Below are 13897 nucleotides of genomic sequence, written 5' to 3'. Positions count from 1 at the left end.
TGTTTTATCAACCTATCCGTCATTTCAGAGAGGACACCATGTTTGCAGAACGTCTAGAGCGAGCTCGTAAGGCTGCTGGATTAACAATGAAGGCTTTAGCTGATGAAATCGATCTATCAGCAAACTCAATTAACAAATATGAACATGGCATTGCTATGCCTTCATCCACCAACCTACTAAAGCTTGCTAAGGCGCTATCAGTTCGCACCGAATACTTCTTTCGTCCTACTAAGGTCGAAATATCCGGTGTGGAGTATCGCAAACGTGCGAGCACACCAAAGAAAGTGTTAGACCGAATCAATGGTGATGTTTTAGACCAAGCTGAACGCTGGCAAGAGCTACTAGAGCTTTATCCCGACTCAGTGAAACCGATTCCTGAGTTTGGGCTGCCGGATGATCTACCAAAGCAAATTAATAGCCTAGAGCAAGCCGAAGAGCTAGCGATTCAGATGCGTCACGCTTGGGATCTCGGCCTAAACCCAATTCACGACATGATCGATACTCTTGAAGCAAAAGGGGTCATGATCATTACCACGGACGTGGAAACGAATAAAAAGTTTGATGGTTTAGCTGGTAAAATCGATAACACTCCAGTTGTTGTGATTTCAACGAGCCAGAGTGGTGACCGACAGCGTTTTACGTTAGCACATGAGCTTGGGCACTTGGTGGTTCATGGCCGCTTATCTGAAGAACTAGATGAAGAGAAAGTGTGCAATGCCTTTGCTGGCGCTTTTTTACTGCCTGCACAAACTCTTGTCGAGCATCTAGGTGAAAAACGTCGAAACATTGAGCCGCGCGAGTTACTGATGTTAAAGCATGAATACGGGATTAGCATGCTAGCGGCACTGTATCGAGCAGGCCAGTGTGAGATTATTACTCCAGCAACTCAGAAAAGTTTGTTTATGTTGTTCGGTAAAAGTGGCTGGCGAACTCAAGAGCCTGGTAAAGAGTATCCTCATGAGTCGACTTTTTTGTATAAACAGTTGGTATATCGAGCGTTAGGTGAAGAGTACATAGGAGAGTCTAAAGCCGCAGAATTACTTGGTATGTCTGTATCTAGCTTTCATAAAGAACGAAAGTTGGAGGCTTTGAGTGCAGTTATTAATTAGTGATGCCAATATTCTGATTGATATGGAAGAGGGTGGCTTGCTTGAAGCTATGTTTAATTTGCCGTACCAATTTGCAACGCCAGACATTTTGTTTGTAGAAGAATTGGAAGAGGCGCATTCCCATTTGCTTGAATTTGGTCTAGAGCTAAAAGAGATCTTACCCGCCTCAATGATGTATGCCATGCAGTTGACGACTATGTATAGAAAAGCGAGTCGTAACGATTGTTTTGCTCTAGCATTAGCTAAGCAAGAGTCATGTCCTTTGCTTACGGGTGACATGGCACTTAGAAACGCAGCAGAAAAAGAAGCAGCAATTGTCAACGGCACAATTTGGCTAGTAAGCCAGCTGGTGGTTCATCAGCAAATCAACACCGAACAAGCGCGAACTGCCTATAAACTTATGCAAGCTAATGGTAGGCGTTTACCCTGGAATATTGCTGAGCAAGAATTGATTTTGTTAGAGAAAAATAGTTCCTAAAAACTTGCATGGTTATCTAGATACCTAAAATGGATAAAGTAAAATATCCTGTGATTTTGATTAGGTTTGATTGATATAAAATTCTAGTTTTTCGAAAAAAATGATGCACTTATTAATAAAATTATAAAGGAATATCATGAAGTTCAATGAAGATTCTCGCGTCAAAATCCCTGCTATTTTGCATCTAATGCGCTTGGGCTATCAGTATCTTTCGTTAAAAGGTCAAGCCTGGGATCTGGATACCAACATTTTCCCCGATTTGTTCAAAGCGGCTATTAGTAAAATTAATCCAGGCATTGAAGCTACTGAAGCTGGGCGTTTGTTGGAAGATGTAAAGTTGTTGCTCGACAATGAAGATTTAGGCCGTGCTTTTTTTGAGCGCCTATCTGAGCGTTCAAACACCAAGCTGATTGACTTCGAGAACTTCAATAACAATAGTTTTCATGTCGTTACAGAACTCACTTGCCAGAATGGCGATGAAGAATTCCGTCCAGACATCACTCTGCTAATCAATGGCATGCCGCTGGTATTTATTGAAGTAAAAAAGCCCAATAACCGCGAAGGTGTTCTGGCCGAGCGTGACCGCATCAACGCTGAGCTGGAAGCCATGGCTAAAACCCTGTACGACTACTGGTTTGTACAGTTCGACTTCCCCGACGACTCACCGCGAGGCCAAGGCAACCCCTACAAAACCTCCGGCGGCAAAATGGTCTACAACCCAATCCTAAAGCGGGAAATACCGGAGGGGTGGGAGGTTAAAAAACTATCAGAAATTGCGGTGACAGGTTCGGGCGGAACGCCGCTGAGCTCAACCCCTGAATTCTACGAAAATGGTACTATCCCGTGGATTAATAGTGGTGAATTAAATGCACAATTCATTGTTTCAACAGCTAATTTTATAACCGAGCTAGGGTTGGAAAAATCCAGCGCGAAATTATTCTCGAAAAATACCATATTAATGGCTATGTATGGAGCAACAGCAGGTAAAGTCAGTTTTATTGATTTTCCAGCTGCGACTAATCAGGCAATTTGCGCAATTAATCCATTTGATCAAGAAATGAATGTTTACCTTAAGTTCACACTTGAAAGGCTCTACGAATACCTAATTAATTTAAGCTCTGGATCCGCTCGAGATAATTTGTCACAGGACAAAATAAAAAGCCTTGATGTGGTTATCCCTGCGCAAAGTACATTGACTCAGTTTCATGAATTTACGAAGTCAAAAATGGATCTTATTTTGACAAACTTAAAAGAGAACCAAGAGCTCGCTTCACTCCGTGATTGGCTTCTCCCCATGCTAATGAACGGCCAAGTCACTGTTGTGGAGGCAAGCTAAATGTTAAACTTTACACCACACTGCTTAATCAGGAGGTCGCATGAAATTTAACTTTGCACACTTAGGCGGTATTGATAAAGGCACCGTTGAACTGGGTGATTTAACCGTGATTTGCGGCCCCAATAATATGGGCAAAACCTACATCAGCTATGCTATCTATGGCTTGCTGCGCCAGTTTAAACAGTGGATTGATTTATCGGTATCGCGTGAAAGGTTAGCGCAACTGCGTGACGAAGGCACGTTGTTGATCGAATTAACCGACTATCAAGCGAAATTAGCGGACTACCTAAAAAACGCCTCTTCAGAATTTTCTGAGAACTTGCCGCGCTACTTTAATGTGCCAAAAGATTTTTTTAATGGCGCTAAAGCCGAATTTAGCCATGATCAATTACAATTTGATTTTGCCAATGAGTTTAAGCAATCGATAAACTTTGGTCAGTCGGAACAATTAAGTTTTTATAAAGCCGCCAAGGAAACTGTTTTGTCGGTGACCTTCCAGACCAAAAGTGGCAGCCGTGTGCCTGACCGAATTTTGGATGATGTCATTAGTGATCATATTACTGATTGCCTGTTTGCGGATTTATTGCCACGCCCCTTTGTCGTGACATCAGAACGAACGGGCATAGCCTTGTTCTATAAAGAGCTGGATATTAGTAAAAACGCTATTATCGAGCATATTACCAGCGGCGATAAGGTTAACCCGCTTGAGCTACTCAATAGCATGCGTTCGCGATATGCCCAGCCAATACAAGACAATATTAGTGTTGTTCGGGATTATGAGAATCTCTGCAAAAGTAAGAGCTTTATTCGAGAAGAAAGCGACTGCAAACCGATTCGTGATGCACTACAAGATTTAATGGGCGGTTCTTACAAAGCCGTCGATAAACAAGTGATGTATATGCCCAAAAAAGAACGCGGCCGAGATAAAGTCGCAATACCTGTTTATGTGGCTTCATCTTCGATTAAATCATTGTTTTTGATCGACCTCTACATCAACTCGTTAGCTGAGAAAAATGGCATGCTTATTATCGACGAGCCAGAGCTAAACTTACACCCAGATAATCAACGCAAAATGGCGGGACTATTAGCGCGGCTAGTGAATTCTGGCGTTAAAGTGTTGGTAACGACTCATAGCGATTATCTCATTCGCGAGCTGAACAATCGTGTGATGCTTAACCTTGACGTAGAAAACAAAGAGCAGATTATGAAGTCAGCCAAAATGACGGATTTGGATTTGCTCAAACCCACACAAATCAAAGCCTACAGCTTAAAAGACGATCACCAGATACATTCCGTTGAAGTCGACCAGTATGGCATCAATATGGAAGTGTTTGATAATCTAATTGCCGATGCTAACGAGCTGGCAGATAAAATTTATTACGGTATCAAGGAGTGATATATGCTGGCATCGATGAGGGAAATCATTAATCGTGATGTAGTTATTGATGGTGATATTGTTAATAAAGAACTTTTACTTAAAGAAGATGGAGCAGATAGCAAGATTAAAAAGTTGTATATTACCAATGTGCCTGAAAATGCGCTTGCATTTACATTGGATCATCAGCCAGGTGGTAACTCAAATCGCTGGTTTAAGCAACTATCGCCTTATGTTGACGTGGGGAACGACCAAGGCGTGAACAAAGGTTGCGACCTGATCATTCTATGGCAAGAAGGTGAACAGCCTTATGCATTGGTTTTCGATCTTAAATCAGACAAACCAAAGCCTGAAGCGACAAAAAAGCAGCTCAATAATTCGGAGTTGTTCCTTAATTATCTGTTGGCAATGGTGAATCTACATTATGGTATTGCGACGGACACAATACAAATAAAGAAAGTGATAGCTACAACTGATGACCGTGCTGTGCGTAAAGGTGCTACATATCGCCCTAATGCAACAGCAACCCATATTGCAGACTATCACATTGAAGTGATTACCCCCAAAGCCTACCAGACTGGGTATATTTCACTGGCTCAGTTGGCAAGGGGAGCAGCAAATGGCTAAAGACCTAACCGCATCATCACATGACCGTCAAAATATCCTTAACAACCGCTACGCCCTGCAACAAGCCGAGCAGCACTTGGGTTTGGGTGGTGTGACCTTTGAAGGTGAAACGGTATTTACCAAGGCCCTAGTGGTTGCCTTGTATTACATTACAGACCGTACTATTGAGCGCTACTTATCTAGCCATGCCGATGAGTTAAAAAGCAACGGCTATCAGGTGTTAGAAGGTAAAAAAACTAAAGTAATTCAAGGGGCTAATGTCTGGTACCGACATCAATGACGGTACCAAAACCACCGCGCTGGGTTTGTTCGGTTTTCGTGCAGTGCTCAACATAGGGATGTTATTAACAGAAAGTGAGCCCGCACGCCTTTTGCGTTCACGTCTGCTGGATATTATCTTGGATGTAATGGCCGAGCGCGCTGGTGGTCATACCAAGTTTATTGATCAGCGTGATGAAAATTACCTTGTCTCTGCTCTGCAAGAAGAAAACTACCGCCGACAATTAGCTGATGCATTGGATAGCTATGCTGAAGGTAGCCAGCGGAATCCTGAAGTGGCGACGTGATAGGCTAATAACTTAAAGGCAGTGAGTACAGAATGGTACCTTTCACTTCACAACGCTTAAATCTGCTTTTTTATTATTCGTGCGTATAACAGTTTTGTTACTAGCGATATGCATTCCTAGCCCGTGCCCATATGTAAGTGCCTTTAATTCATCCAACGGCCAGCCTAGCTGTTCAAGCACGTCTTTTTGACTAATGCCTCTAGTGCGCAACGCATTGAATGTTTTTTCTAATAAGAGCGAGGTTTCGCGTTTCTCCATGCCTTCTGGTTCTTGCTTTCTAAAGCCTTGTTTGGCTAGTTGAATGCTCAATTGGCGATAGTGCCAGTCGGTAGAGAAGCCAAGGTCGTAAGAGCGTCTGACTAATGCGGCAAGCGATACCTTCCAGTTTTTCTTCTGTTGGATCAGCTGGTGAAGTGTAGGCCACGGGCGCAAGATACTTTTTACGCTGGCTTCCGGCATTAAAAATTCAGAGGCAAATTGGTTGGCTTGCTGTTCTGCTTCGGGTCCTTTGTTTTGTGTGAATTTATGCATCACCAAGTGGCCTAACTCATGGGCAGCATCAAAGCGGCTTCGTTCTGGTGATTTCATTGTGTTAAGTAAGATGTAGGGTGTGTTGTCTTCCCAAAATGAGAAGGCATCAACATCTAAGCAATTCTCCGCTAAGGAAAGTACGCGGATCCCTTTCGATTCAAGCAAGTGCACCATATTAGTAATCGAGCGTTCGCCCAGTTGCCATTGCTGGCGCAGCATAGCGGCGGCTGTTGCAGGGTCGCCATATTCTTCTGGTTCAAACGCGGGGGTGGTATTAGCTGGTAACGAAAACTGACTTTCCAACCATTGATTAAGTTCTTTAGCTAACTCACCTGCTCGCCTGGCTGCATTTTCATTTTTTTTGCTGAGCTTGGTTGCCGCTCGAAAACTAACGGCGCCTGTTTCGAGTGTAGGCGCGTCGTCTTTTTGAAAAAAGCTAATGGGATAGCTTAAAGCGAATGCAAATTTCTCTAAGGTGGATAGGGTAGGGGCGCTATCTTTACTATCGCTCTCATAGACAGTAATTGTTTTGCTATCAAGATCCGCTGCGTCGGCCAATGCCTTTTTGGTTAAGCCACGGCGCTCGCGAGCGAAGCGTAAACGTTCAGGGTTGTAGTGCAGCATTATTCAATCTTAAAATCGATGTTGTCGGTAAACTCAGGGGCAGCATTATTAATTTGCTGTTGGCCAAAATCAAGAATAATTCTGTTTGCAAACGAGTTGATATAGCCATTGTTATCATAAGTTGCTGGCTGCGATAACTCCGCTTTTACTTGATAGTCACCAAGGGTATTTTTTATTGAGTAGTGAACCAATACCCAAACATCTCTTTCTTTTTCATCAAGCGTTAATTGTAGCTTGCCGCCTTTTACGTGCAGTCTCTCTGTATCGGAGAATAATTTTTCTTGCTGAGGGTTATCGTCTTGTCTTAACCCTAGAAGCTTTAGGGTTACATCTCCCTTTTTATATTGGGAGCGTGGTTCTTGGTTTGGGTTGCCCGTATTTTCATCGCCTTTGCAAACACCAATAACAATATTGTCGTGTAAAGCGAGTTCAATATTACGGTGTGAGTGTGCTGTAAAACCTTTGGTCGACAAGACGTCTCTAATAGCCTTTACCAGGATGTGGTAAAAGTTAGTGCCTGCATAATTTTTAGTGCTGTGGGCGGTTTCGTCGCTTCTAGCAAAGTTCGCCGTTAGAATGATTTGTGCAAAATCTTGCAGGCTAAGGTTGGCTAGGCTTTGTAGCTGCGGCTCGACGTCTTGTGGGTCTTTAATGATTTGTGGTTGGTGGGCTAGATTGCCTGTTGTCTTGGTCATTTAAAATACTCCGTATGATATTCCTGTTTATACTACCTCATTTGAGGTAAATAAAAAGGAGTTTTTGGCTTGTTTTAAACACAGTTAAATTTCTTCATCAGCATCAATGCTTTTATTTAGCTAACAATATTAGAAATCCGCAAGGCTAGCGTATCTAACGCATCTTTCCGCTCTTCAAAATAATCATACTTATCATAAATGCCTTCAACGCCTTTCAACTTATGATTCAAGCACCTCTCGGCCACATGGCCGGGGGTGCCTTGCTTTGCAAGTAGTGTACGGCAAGTGCGGCGCAAGTCATGTACTGTAAAGTGCAGCATATCACCCATCAAATTAGGTGGTTGTTTCTTTTTGCCTGCTTCATGTCCAAATAGCTTGGTAATAGCTCTGTTAAGCGTGTCTGAGCCCATATGTAGGTTTTTGCTACTTCTACGGCTAGGCAGCACGTAATCAGAGCCAAAGCCCCTTATCTTCAGCTCATTAAGCCATTCCAATACTTCTGGTGCTAAGGGTATAGTAAAACCTACGTTGGTTTTACTGCGCTCCTTTGGTAGGTGCCATAAGCCTTTCTTTAGCTCAAACTCCTCCCATTTTGCTTCACACAATTCAGATTTACGAACCCCCAAACAAACTAACAATGCACAAGCTAAGTAATTGTCGCGAGTAAAGCTCGTGCTATGTTCTCTTGCCGTATCAAAGAATTGTTTTAATTCCGCTTCTGTTAGGGCTCTGTCTTTACTTTGTTCAATGCCACCAGCGTCTCTTACAGTAAAGGCTGATGCGGGGTTACCTTGGATAAGGTCAAGTTTAATACCGTGATTAAAAAGCTGTTTACAGTGTCCTAGTGCATCATTGGCAATGGTGGGGCGACCAGACTCGTTAATAGCGTTAATTGTGCTTCTGATATCACGAGCAGTAATTTGATCTAAACGTAGGTCGCCGATATGAGGAGCTATGTCTTTGGTGTAAACCCGTTTGGGGATATTAGGATGTTTAAGGCGTTTAACTAAGGTTGGATACCAGTCTTCAAATAGGTCATTAACCGTTTTAATATTTTCTTGTTCAGCGCGTTTTCGTTGTAAGAGAGGATCATAACCCTCTCTTACCTGTTTCATCTTTGTAGCAGCTTCCAGGCGAGCGTTGGATAGAGAAAGGTCTTGTACCTTACCTAGCGTCATTTCACGTCGTTTGTTATTTGACGTGAAGCGAAGCATCCAGCTCGCAGTGCCTGAAGCTGGGACAACAAGGTACAAACCCTCACCGTCAGCATGGCGCTTCGTTTTATCGCCACCCGCTTTGATCAGCGCTTCTACTTTCTTAACAGTTAACTTAGCCATAGCCCACCTACAGTAATGCGATATGGGTAGGCATTGATTACCCACCACTCAGCTTTCTACTGATTCTATCACAACCACCAAATTAACCACCACATGGTGGTGGTTAAAGGTGGTTTTTAGAATACAGCTATGGACTATTTTTTTAAATTAAATTATTGATTTTTATCGTTAAAAATATAATAAAATACATCTATAGTAATTATTCAATATTCTGTATCTGTTCTCGCATTTGTTCAATCAAAACCTTCAGTTCCACGGCGCTTTGGGTGGTTTCGACGACGATGGATTTTGATGAAAGTGTGTTGGCTTCGCGGTTGAGTTCTTGCATTAAGAAGTCGAGGCGACGGCCGATTGGGCCTTTTTGTTGCAGCTGACGGCGCACTTCTTTGGTGTGTGTGGCGAGGCGATCGAGTTCTTCGGCCACGTCGGCTTTTTGTGCCAGCATGACGATTTCTGCTTCGACGCGCATTGGGTCAAGGTCCGCTTTGGCGGCTTCTAGTTTGTCGATCAAGTTTTGCTTTTGCACCGCAACAATCTCAGGCAATTTGGCTTGTACATCGACAACTATTTGGTCGATGGCGTCTAGGCGTTGCTCTATGATGCCTTTCAGTTGTTCGCCTTCACGTAAACGTACTTGGATAAGCTCTTCTACACCTTGCTGAAAAAGTTCAGCAACGGCTTTTTTCATCATATCGAAGTCACTGCCTTCGTTATTTAAAATGCCTGGCCATTGTAAGATATCGAGTGGGTTGGCTGGGTTTAGGTCTTTAAACCAAGTACCTAATTCGTTGATAGCAGTCGCCAATGCTTGGGCATTGTTAGCATTAATATTGAGGCTGGAGGCGGCTTTATCGACGGCTTGAAAGCGCAGTTGGCACTCTAATTTGCCACGGTTAAGCTTTTTGCGCAGCACATCACGAAAAGCAAATTCAAGCTCGCGGAAATTTTCAGGTAGACGGAAATGTGGCTCTAGGTAGCGTTGGTTTACTGAGCGAATTTCCCAGCTGATGGTGCCCCAATCGTATACAGCTTCTTGGCGAGAGAAGGCGGTCATGCTTGCAGTCATGTTAAATACCCAAAGTTAGATAGCATATTAATAAAGAGAGCCCAAAGGCCGAACGAATAGTGTACCTGATGAGTAAGAGTTTCATAGGGAAGGGGCGCAATTTTGTGGAGGTTCGTTATAATTGCCGCTTTAGAATAGTTCCATTAATAGAGAGACCACTATGCGCCCGAGCGGAAGAGAAGCAGATCAATTACGTCCCCTTAAAATTACACGCAATTTTACTAAACATGCAGAAGGGTCGGTATTGATCGAGTGCGGTGACACTAAGGTTATTTGTACTGCTACCGTGGTCAATGGCGTGCCGCGTTTCTTGAAAGGTAAGGGCCAAGGTTGGATTACGGCTGAATACGGCATGCTGCCACGCTCTACACACAGTCGTGTGGATCGTGAAGCCGCTCGTGGTAAGCAAAACGGCCGTACGGTTGAGATTCAGCGTTTGATCGGTCGCTCTTTGCGCGCTGCGGTTGACCTTAAAAAACTGGGCGACAACACCATCACGATCGACTGTGATGTTATCCAAGCGGATGGCGGCACTCGTACGGCGTCTATTAGCGGTGGCTTTGTTGCGTTAGCGGATGCCATGCAAGTTCTTCTGAACAAAAAAAGGATCAAAGAAAACCCAATCGTGTCACAAATCGCCGCGATTTCTGTGGGTGTTTATAAAGGCGTACCTGTGTTGGATTTGGATTACCCTGAAGACTCTAATGCTGAAACAGACATGAACGTGATCATGAATGACAAAGGCGGTTTCATCGAGATTCAAGGAACGGCGGAAGGCGAAGCATTCAGCGATGAGCACATGGTTGGCATGCTGGCTGTGGCTCGTAAAGGCATTGCTGAAATCATTGAGTTACAAAAGAAAGCACTTGCTGATAATTAGTCGATAACGTTTTTAGACAAACATTATAGTGTTTATTCGCCCACTTAGATGGGATACAGAAGCCCAGTTTTAATGTGTTCTACCGCATTATTACTGGGCTTTTCTTTGTTTTTGAATCTGAATTTAATAAATCTACTGATAGACATGTCTCTACTATAAAGTCTGTTTGGCGATTAATGTTAGTTATTGTGCGCGTTTTTGCGCCTCACAATATGTGCCTTCTCTGTCATTATCTTTTGCTTACCTAACAATAAAAATAAGGCGGTACAGGTGAAGAAATTAATAATAACCGGCGCGCTGTTAATGGCGTTGAGTTCAGGTACGTTCGCTTCTCAGATTGATGGAAAATGGTATTTGCAAGACGCAGATAGCACACAAGCCAAGTTGGATGCTGCGGTAGACAGTGTGGCCAAAGAAATGAATTTTTTTGTTCGCATGGTGGCCCGTCCAATCTTGAAGAAAGAAACGAAAATTTGTCATGAATGGCAGCTATCGACACAAGCCAAACAATGGCAATGGCAATGTGATAAAGAAACGGCAGAAACGATTCCTTTGGGCGCAAATCGCTATGAAACCAAGGGCGATGACGACCGTAAGATTTTTTCGACCATTCATCAAACAGCAAAAAAAGTTGAAGTGGTTCTAGAATCTGAGCGTGGAAAACGCACCAACACGTGGAAAATGATAGACGCCAACACATTAGAATACACAGCAAAACTGGAGTCAGAAAAACTCCCAAAACCACTTACGTGGACGTTAATATATTCCCATAAGCCGTAACTCTCTTTTTCGTTAATCGCGCTTAATAAAAATGGCACCTAGTATTAAGTGCCATTTTTTATACAACCTAGCCAGCGGATAAACAAAGGAATAGTGGTGTCGCTCTGTGAAAATTAGTGCTGTATGAGTTCTTTCTTGCCCTTTTCTTCATAGGGCGCGAGCAGCTTTAACATCGCAGGGTCTTCGTCGATTTTATCATCGAGAAGCGCACGTTTAGTTTTGCTGTCGTTGGACGTTTCTTTGTTCTGTAGGTTAACAGGGATCAGTTTGTAATGTGACGAAGTGATCACGCCGTTTTTATAGACTAAATCAAGACGACCCAAGTATTTACCCCATTCATGCGCTTGTAGAATCAAGGTGCCATTTTGTACGTCGGGTTTAAATAAGGGGTCTTGAGAATGCCCGCCAATAATCACATCTATGCCTGGTACTGTTCGGGCTAAGGTCACGTCACCGGAGGCATTTTTACCATGTTGACCATTGTTATAGTGGCCCATATGAGTAATGGCAATCACGATATCTGCTTGTTTGCGTAATTCGGGAATTAGTTTTTTTGCGACCTCAATAGGTGAGCGAATCTCGATGTTTTTAAGGTACTCTGGATTACCCTGTTTTATGGTGTCGTCGGTGGTAAAGCCGACGACAGCAACTTTCAAGTCTCCTTCTTGGAAGATCTTATAAGCATCAAATAATCGTTTTCCTGTTTCTTTATCAAAAATGTTTGCTGATAGAAAAGGAAAACCTGCCCATTCTTGTTGTTTTCTAAGCACTGATAAGGGGTTATCAAATTCATGACTACCCACCGCCATCGCGTTGTAACCCAGTAAGCTCATGCCTTTAAAGTCTGGTTCAGCGTGTTGTATGTCAGATTCAGGAACGCCGGTATTAACGTCTCCGCCAGAGAGCAATAGGGTGTGACCATCATTCAAAGCGACTTCTTCTCGTATATTGTCGACTAGGGTTTTACGAGCCGCCATACCGTACTCGCCATCGCTATTTTTCCAGAAATGACCATGATTATCATTGGTGTGCAAAATGGTAAGGTGATATTCCTTTCCTGTCTGCCAATCTGGCTGCCTTGGCTCCACCATAGCACACCCAGTAACAAGGATAAGCAGGCCTAAAATGATGAGCTGGGTTATAACGCGAGGGCGTCGTGTCATGCCTTGGTTCCTTTAAAGTCGTGGTGATGTTCGCATAAGATCATCGTTTTATCGTGTTCTTATTGAGTTATGAACTTTGAATATAAGCGGGAATGTAACTTAAAAAGAGAAGGAGTTCGATACACAAAGTTGTAAAGGTAGCCCGCGATGACATAGCGTAAAAAAGCCAACCCGAAGGTTGGCAAAAAGCATGACAAACGTACTATCAAAATAGGTTTTAGAAGTCTAATCGTTCACCTGTTTTTGGGTCGAATACAACCGCTTTTGAGGTATCAAACATCATGTTGATTACTGAGCCTGGCTCGGCTAAATAGCTTGGATTCGAACGACAATTGATCTCGGCACCATTGATACGCGTTAGGATCATAGTATCAGCGCCCATTGGCTCTGTTACTTCGACCTCAACTCCAGTGGTGGTGACAAATGCTTGTCCCTCTTTATGAGGCTGAGGTTCGGTAATCATCTCTGGGCGAAGTCCTAGCAATACGGTTTTGCCGATATGATTCTTTAAAGACTCAGGTCTTGGGAACGGAATGGCTGTCGTGGTGTTTGCTTCGAGTTCTAACACGGGTGTGCCGTTTTGATCGATGACTTTCGCGGGAATAAAGTTCATTGCCGGAGATCCCATGAAACCAGCAACGAATAAGTTCGCTGGATTGTCATAGATTTCTTGAGGCGTGCCAAGCTGTTGAACTTCACCGTCTTTCATCACCGCAATGCGGTCAGCTAATGTCATCGCTTCTATTTGATCATGGGTAACGTAAACGATTGTTGTACCTAGTTTTTTATGTAGTTTTTTGATTTCAGTACGCATTTCAACACGTAATTTCGCGTCTAGGTTAGACAGCGGCTCATCAAACAAGTAAAGCTGTGGGCGGCGTGCTAAAGCTCGTCCCATGGCCACACGTTGGCGTTGACCACCAGAAAGTTGGGCCGGTTTACGATCCAATAAATGGCTAATTTGCAGTAACTCGGCAACACGCTGTATTTCTACGTCCCGTTCTGCTTTAGGCACTTTACGCATTTCCAAACCAAACGAGATATTTTGCTCTACCGTCATGTTTGGGTACAAGGCGTAAGACTGAAAGACCATGGCGATATCGCGGTCTTTCGGGCTCGTGTAAGTGACGTCTTTGTCAGCGATTAAAATGCGGCCTTCAGTGATGTCTTCTAGTCCGGCAATGGAGTTCATTAATGTGGATTTACCACAGCCTGAAGGGCCTACCAAAATCAGGAATTCACCTGTTTCGATTGAGATATTAATGCCTTTTAGTATTTCTGTTTTACCGTAGCTTTTTTTTACGTTATCTATCGTTAGACTTGCCATGTT

General features: G+C 43.3%; 15 protein-coding genes. 9 read left to right on the top strand and 6 right to left on the bottom strand.

The genetic code is table 11. The features are described from left to right. The first annotated feature begins 38 nt into the window (after window positions 1-38). The 7 genes from V6259_RS00315 to V6259_RS00285 all read left to right on the top strand — a co-directional run bounded on the left by V6259_RS00315 (window position 39) and on the right by V6259_RS00285 (window position 5491). Window positions 39-1109, top strand: a complete 1071-nt coding sequence (locus tag V6259_RS00315; protein ID WP_341582881.1) for a helix-turn-helix domain-containing protein — start codon at window positions 39-41, stop codon at window positions 1107-1109. Then, complete coding sequence (locus V6259_RS00310) at window positions 1093-1587, top strand: PIN domain-containing protein (protein ID WP_341582880.1); 495 nt, start codon at window positions 1093-1095, stop codon at window positions 1585-1587. Before V6259_RS00315 ends, V6259_RS00310 begins: the two co-directional genes overlap by 17 nt. A gap of 136 nt (window positions 1588-1723) precedes the next feature. Further along, the gene (locus V6259_RS00305; protein ID WP_341582879.1) at window positions 1724-2923 is read left to right on the top strand and encodes a type I restriction endonuclease; all 1200 of its coding nucleotides are present in this window, start codon (window positions 1724-1726) and stop codon (window positions 2921-2923) included. A 40-nt stretch (window positions 2924-2963) separates the two neighbouring features. After that, window positions 2964-4319: an AAA family ATPase gene (locus V6259_RS00300; RefSeq protein WP_341582878.1), complete on the top strand. Its 1356-nt coding sequence runs from the start codon at window positions 2964-2966 to the stop codon at window positions 4317-4319. 3 nt (window positions 4320-4322) lie between these two features. Further along, window positions 4323-4925 (top strand): hypothetical protein, encoded by a 603-nt coding sequence (locus V6259_RS00295; protein WP_341582877.1) that lies wholly within the window; start codon window positions 4323-4325, stop codon window positions 4923-4925. After that, complete coding sequence (locus V6259_RS00290) at window positions 4918-5205, top strand: hypothetical protein (RefSeq protein WP_341582876.1); 288 nt, start codon at window positions 4918-4920, stop codon at window positions 5203-5205. The genes V6259_RS00295 and V6259_RS00290 overlap by 8 nt, the downstream gene beginning before the upstream one ends. Continuing rightward, window positions 5183-5491, top strand: coding sequence for a hypothetical protein (locus V6259_RS00285; RefSeq protein WP_341582875.1), 309 nt, complete (start codon window positions 5183-5185; stop codon window positions 5489-5491). The genes V6259_RS00290 and V6259_RS00285 overlap by 23 nt, the downstream gene beginning before the upstream one ends. Before the next feature lie 42 nt (window positions 5492-5533). Here the strand turns inward: V6259_RS00285 and V6259_RS00280 are convergent, their stop codons facing one another. From V6259_RS00280 to V6259_RS00265, 4 genes are all read right to left on the bottom strand, one after another. Next, window positions 5534-6646 (bottom strand): helix-turn-helix domain-containing protein, encoded by a 1113-nt coding sequence (locus V6259_RS00280; protein ID WP_341582874.1) that lies wholly within the window; start codon window positions 6644-6646, stop codon window positions 5534-5536. Further along, on the bottom strand, window positions 6646-7341 hold the full coding sequence (locus V6259_RS00275) for a hypothetical protein (protein WP_341582873.1): 696 nt from the start codon (window positions 7339-7341) through the stop codon (window positions 6646-6648). The genes V6259_RS00280 and V6259_RS00275 overlap by 1 nt, the downstream gene beginning before the upstream one ends. Before the next feature lie 116 nt (window positions 7342-7457). After that, window positions 7458-8678, bottom strand: a complete 1221-nt coding sequence (locus V6259_RS00270) for a tyrosine-type recombinase/integrase (RefSeq protein WP_341582872.1) — start codon at window positions 8676-8678, stop codon at window positions 7458-7460. Window positions 8679-8877: 199 nt separating this feature from the next. Then, window positions 8878-9744 carry a YicC/YloC family endoribonuclease gene (locus V6259_RS00265; protein WP_341582871.1) on the bottom strand — a complete coding sequence of 289 codons (867 nt, stop codon included), beginning with the start codon at window positions 9742-9744 and terminating at the stop codon, window positions 8878-8880. Between the two features lie 160 nt (window positions 9745-9904). Between V6259_RS00265 and rph the strand changes: the two genes are divergently transcribed. Both rph and V6259_RS00255 read left to right on the top strand, forming a co-directional pair. Next, window positions 9905-10624 (top strand): ribonuclease PH, encoded by a 720-nt coding sequence (gene rph, locus V6259_RS00260; RefSeq protein ID WP_133012565.1) that lies wholly within the window; start codon window positions 9905-9907, stop codon window positions 10622-10624. A gap of 270 nt (window positions 10625-10894) precedes the next feature. Then, entirely contained in the window at window positions 10895-11404 is a 510-nt protein-coding gene (locus tag V6259_RS00255; RefSeq protein ID WP_133012564.1) for a hypothetical protein, read from the top strand. Between the two features lie 113 nt (window positions 11405-11517). Here the strand turns inward: V6259_RS00255 and V6259_RS00250 are convergent, their stop codons facing one another. Next, the gene (locus tag V6259_RS00250; protein WP_341582870.1) at window positions 11518-12567 is read right to left on the bottom strand and encodes a metallophosphoesterase; all 1050 of its coding nucleotides are present in this window, start codon (window positions 12565-12567) and stop codon (window positions 11518-11520) included. Between the two features lie 217 nt (window positions 12568-12784). Then, a complete protein-coding gene (locus V6259_RS00245; RefSeq protein ID WP_133012562.1) occupies window positions 12785-13894 on the bottom strand; it encodes an ABC transporter ATP-binding protein in 1110 nt (369 codons plus the stop codon). Window positions 13895-13897: the final 3 nt, after the last annotated feature.

The sequence above is a fragment of the Marinomonas sp. TI.3.20 genome, assembly GCF_038155025.1.
Classification (GTDB): Bacteria; Pseudomonadota; Gammaproteobacteria; order Pseudomonadales; family Marinomonadaceae; genus Marinomonas; species Marinomonas flavescens.
Note: the sequence above shows the minus strand (reverse complement) of the source record. Positions and strands in the feature narration are given on the sequence as shown.

Excerpts from the sequence above, each read along its gene's own strand:
- V6259_RS00315 (WP_341582881.1), top strand. The coding sequence starts at position 39 with ATGTTTGCAGAACGTCTAGAGCGAGCTCGTAAGGCTGCTGGATTAACA.
- V6259_RS00305 (WP_341582879.1), top strand. The coding sequence starts at position 1,724 with ATGAAGTTCAATGAAGATTCTCGCGTCAAAATCCCTGCTATTTTGCAT.
- V6259_RS00300 (WP_341582878.1), top strand. The coding sequence starts at position 2,964 with ATGAAATTTAACTTTGCACACTTAGGCGGTATTGATAAAGGCACCGTT.
- V6259_RS00295 (WP_341582877.1), top strand. The coding sequence starts at position 4,323 with ATGCTGGCATCGATGAGGGAAATCATTAATCGTGATGTAGTTATTGAT.
- V6259_RS00290 (WP_341582876.1), top strand. The coding sequence starts at position 4,918 with ATGGCTAAAGACCTAACCGCATCATCACATGACCGTCAAAATATCCTT.
- V6259_RS00285 (WP_341582875.1), top strand. The coding sequence starts at position 5,183 with ATGTCTGGTACCGACATCAATGACGGTACCAAAACCACCGCGCTGGGT.
- V6259_RS00280 (WP_341582874.1), bottom strand. The coding sequence starts at position 6,646 with ATGCTGCACTACAACCCTGAACGTTTACGCTTCGCTCGCGAGCGCCGT.
- V6259_RS00275 (WP_341582873.1), bottom strand. The coding sequence starts at position 7,341 with ATGACCAAGACAACAGGCAATCTAGCCCACCAACCACAAATCATTAAA.
- V6259_RS00270 (WP_341582872.1), bottom strand. The coding sequence starts at position 8,678 with ATGGCTAAGTTAACTGTTAAGAAAGTAGAAGCGCTGATCAAAGCGGGT.
- V6259_RS00265 (WP_341582871.1), bottom strand. The coding sequence starts at position 9,744 with ATGACTGCAAGCATGACCGCCTTCTCTCGCCAAGAAGCTGTATACGAT.
- rph (WP_133012565.1), top strand. The coding sequence starts at position 9,905 with ATGCGCCCGAGCGGAAGAGAAGCAGATCAATTACGTCCCCTTAAAATT.
- V6259_RS00250 (WP_341582870.1), bottom strand. The coding sequence starts at position 12,567 with ATGACACGACGCCCTCGCGTTATAACCCAGCTCATCATTTTAGGCCTG.
- V6259_RS00245 (WP_133012562.1), bottom strand. The coding sequence starts at position 13,894 with ATGGCAAGTCTAACGATAGATAACGTAAAAAAAAGCTACGGTAAAACA.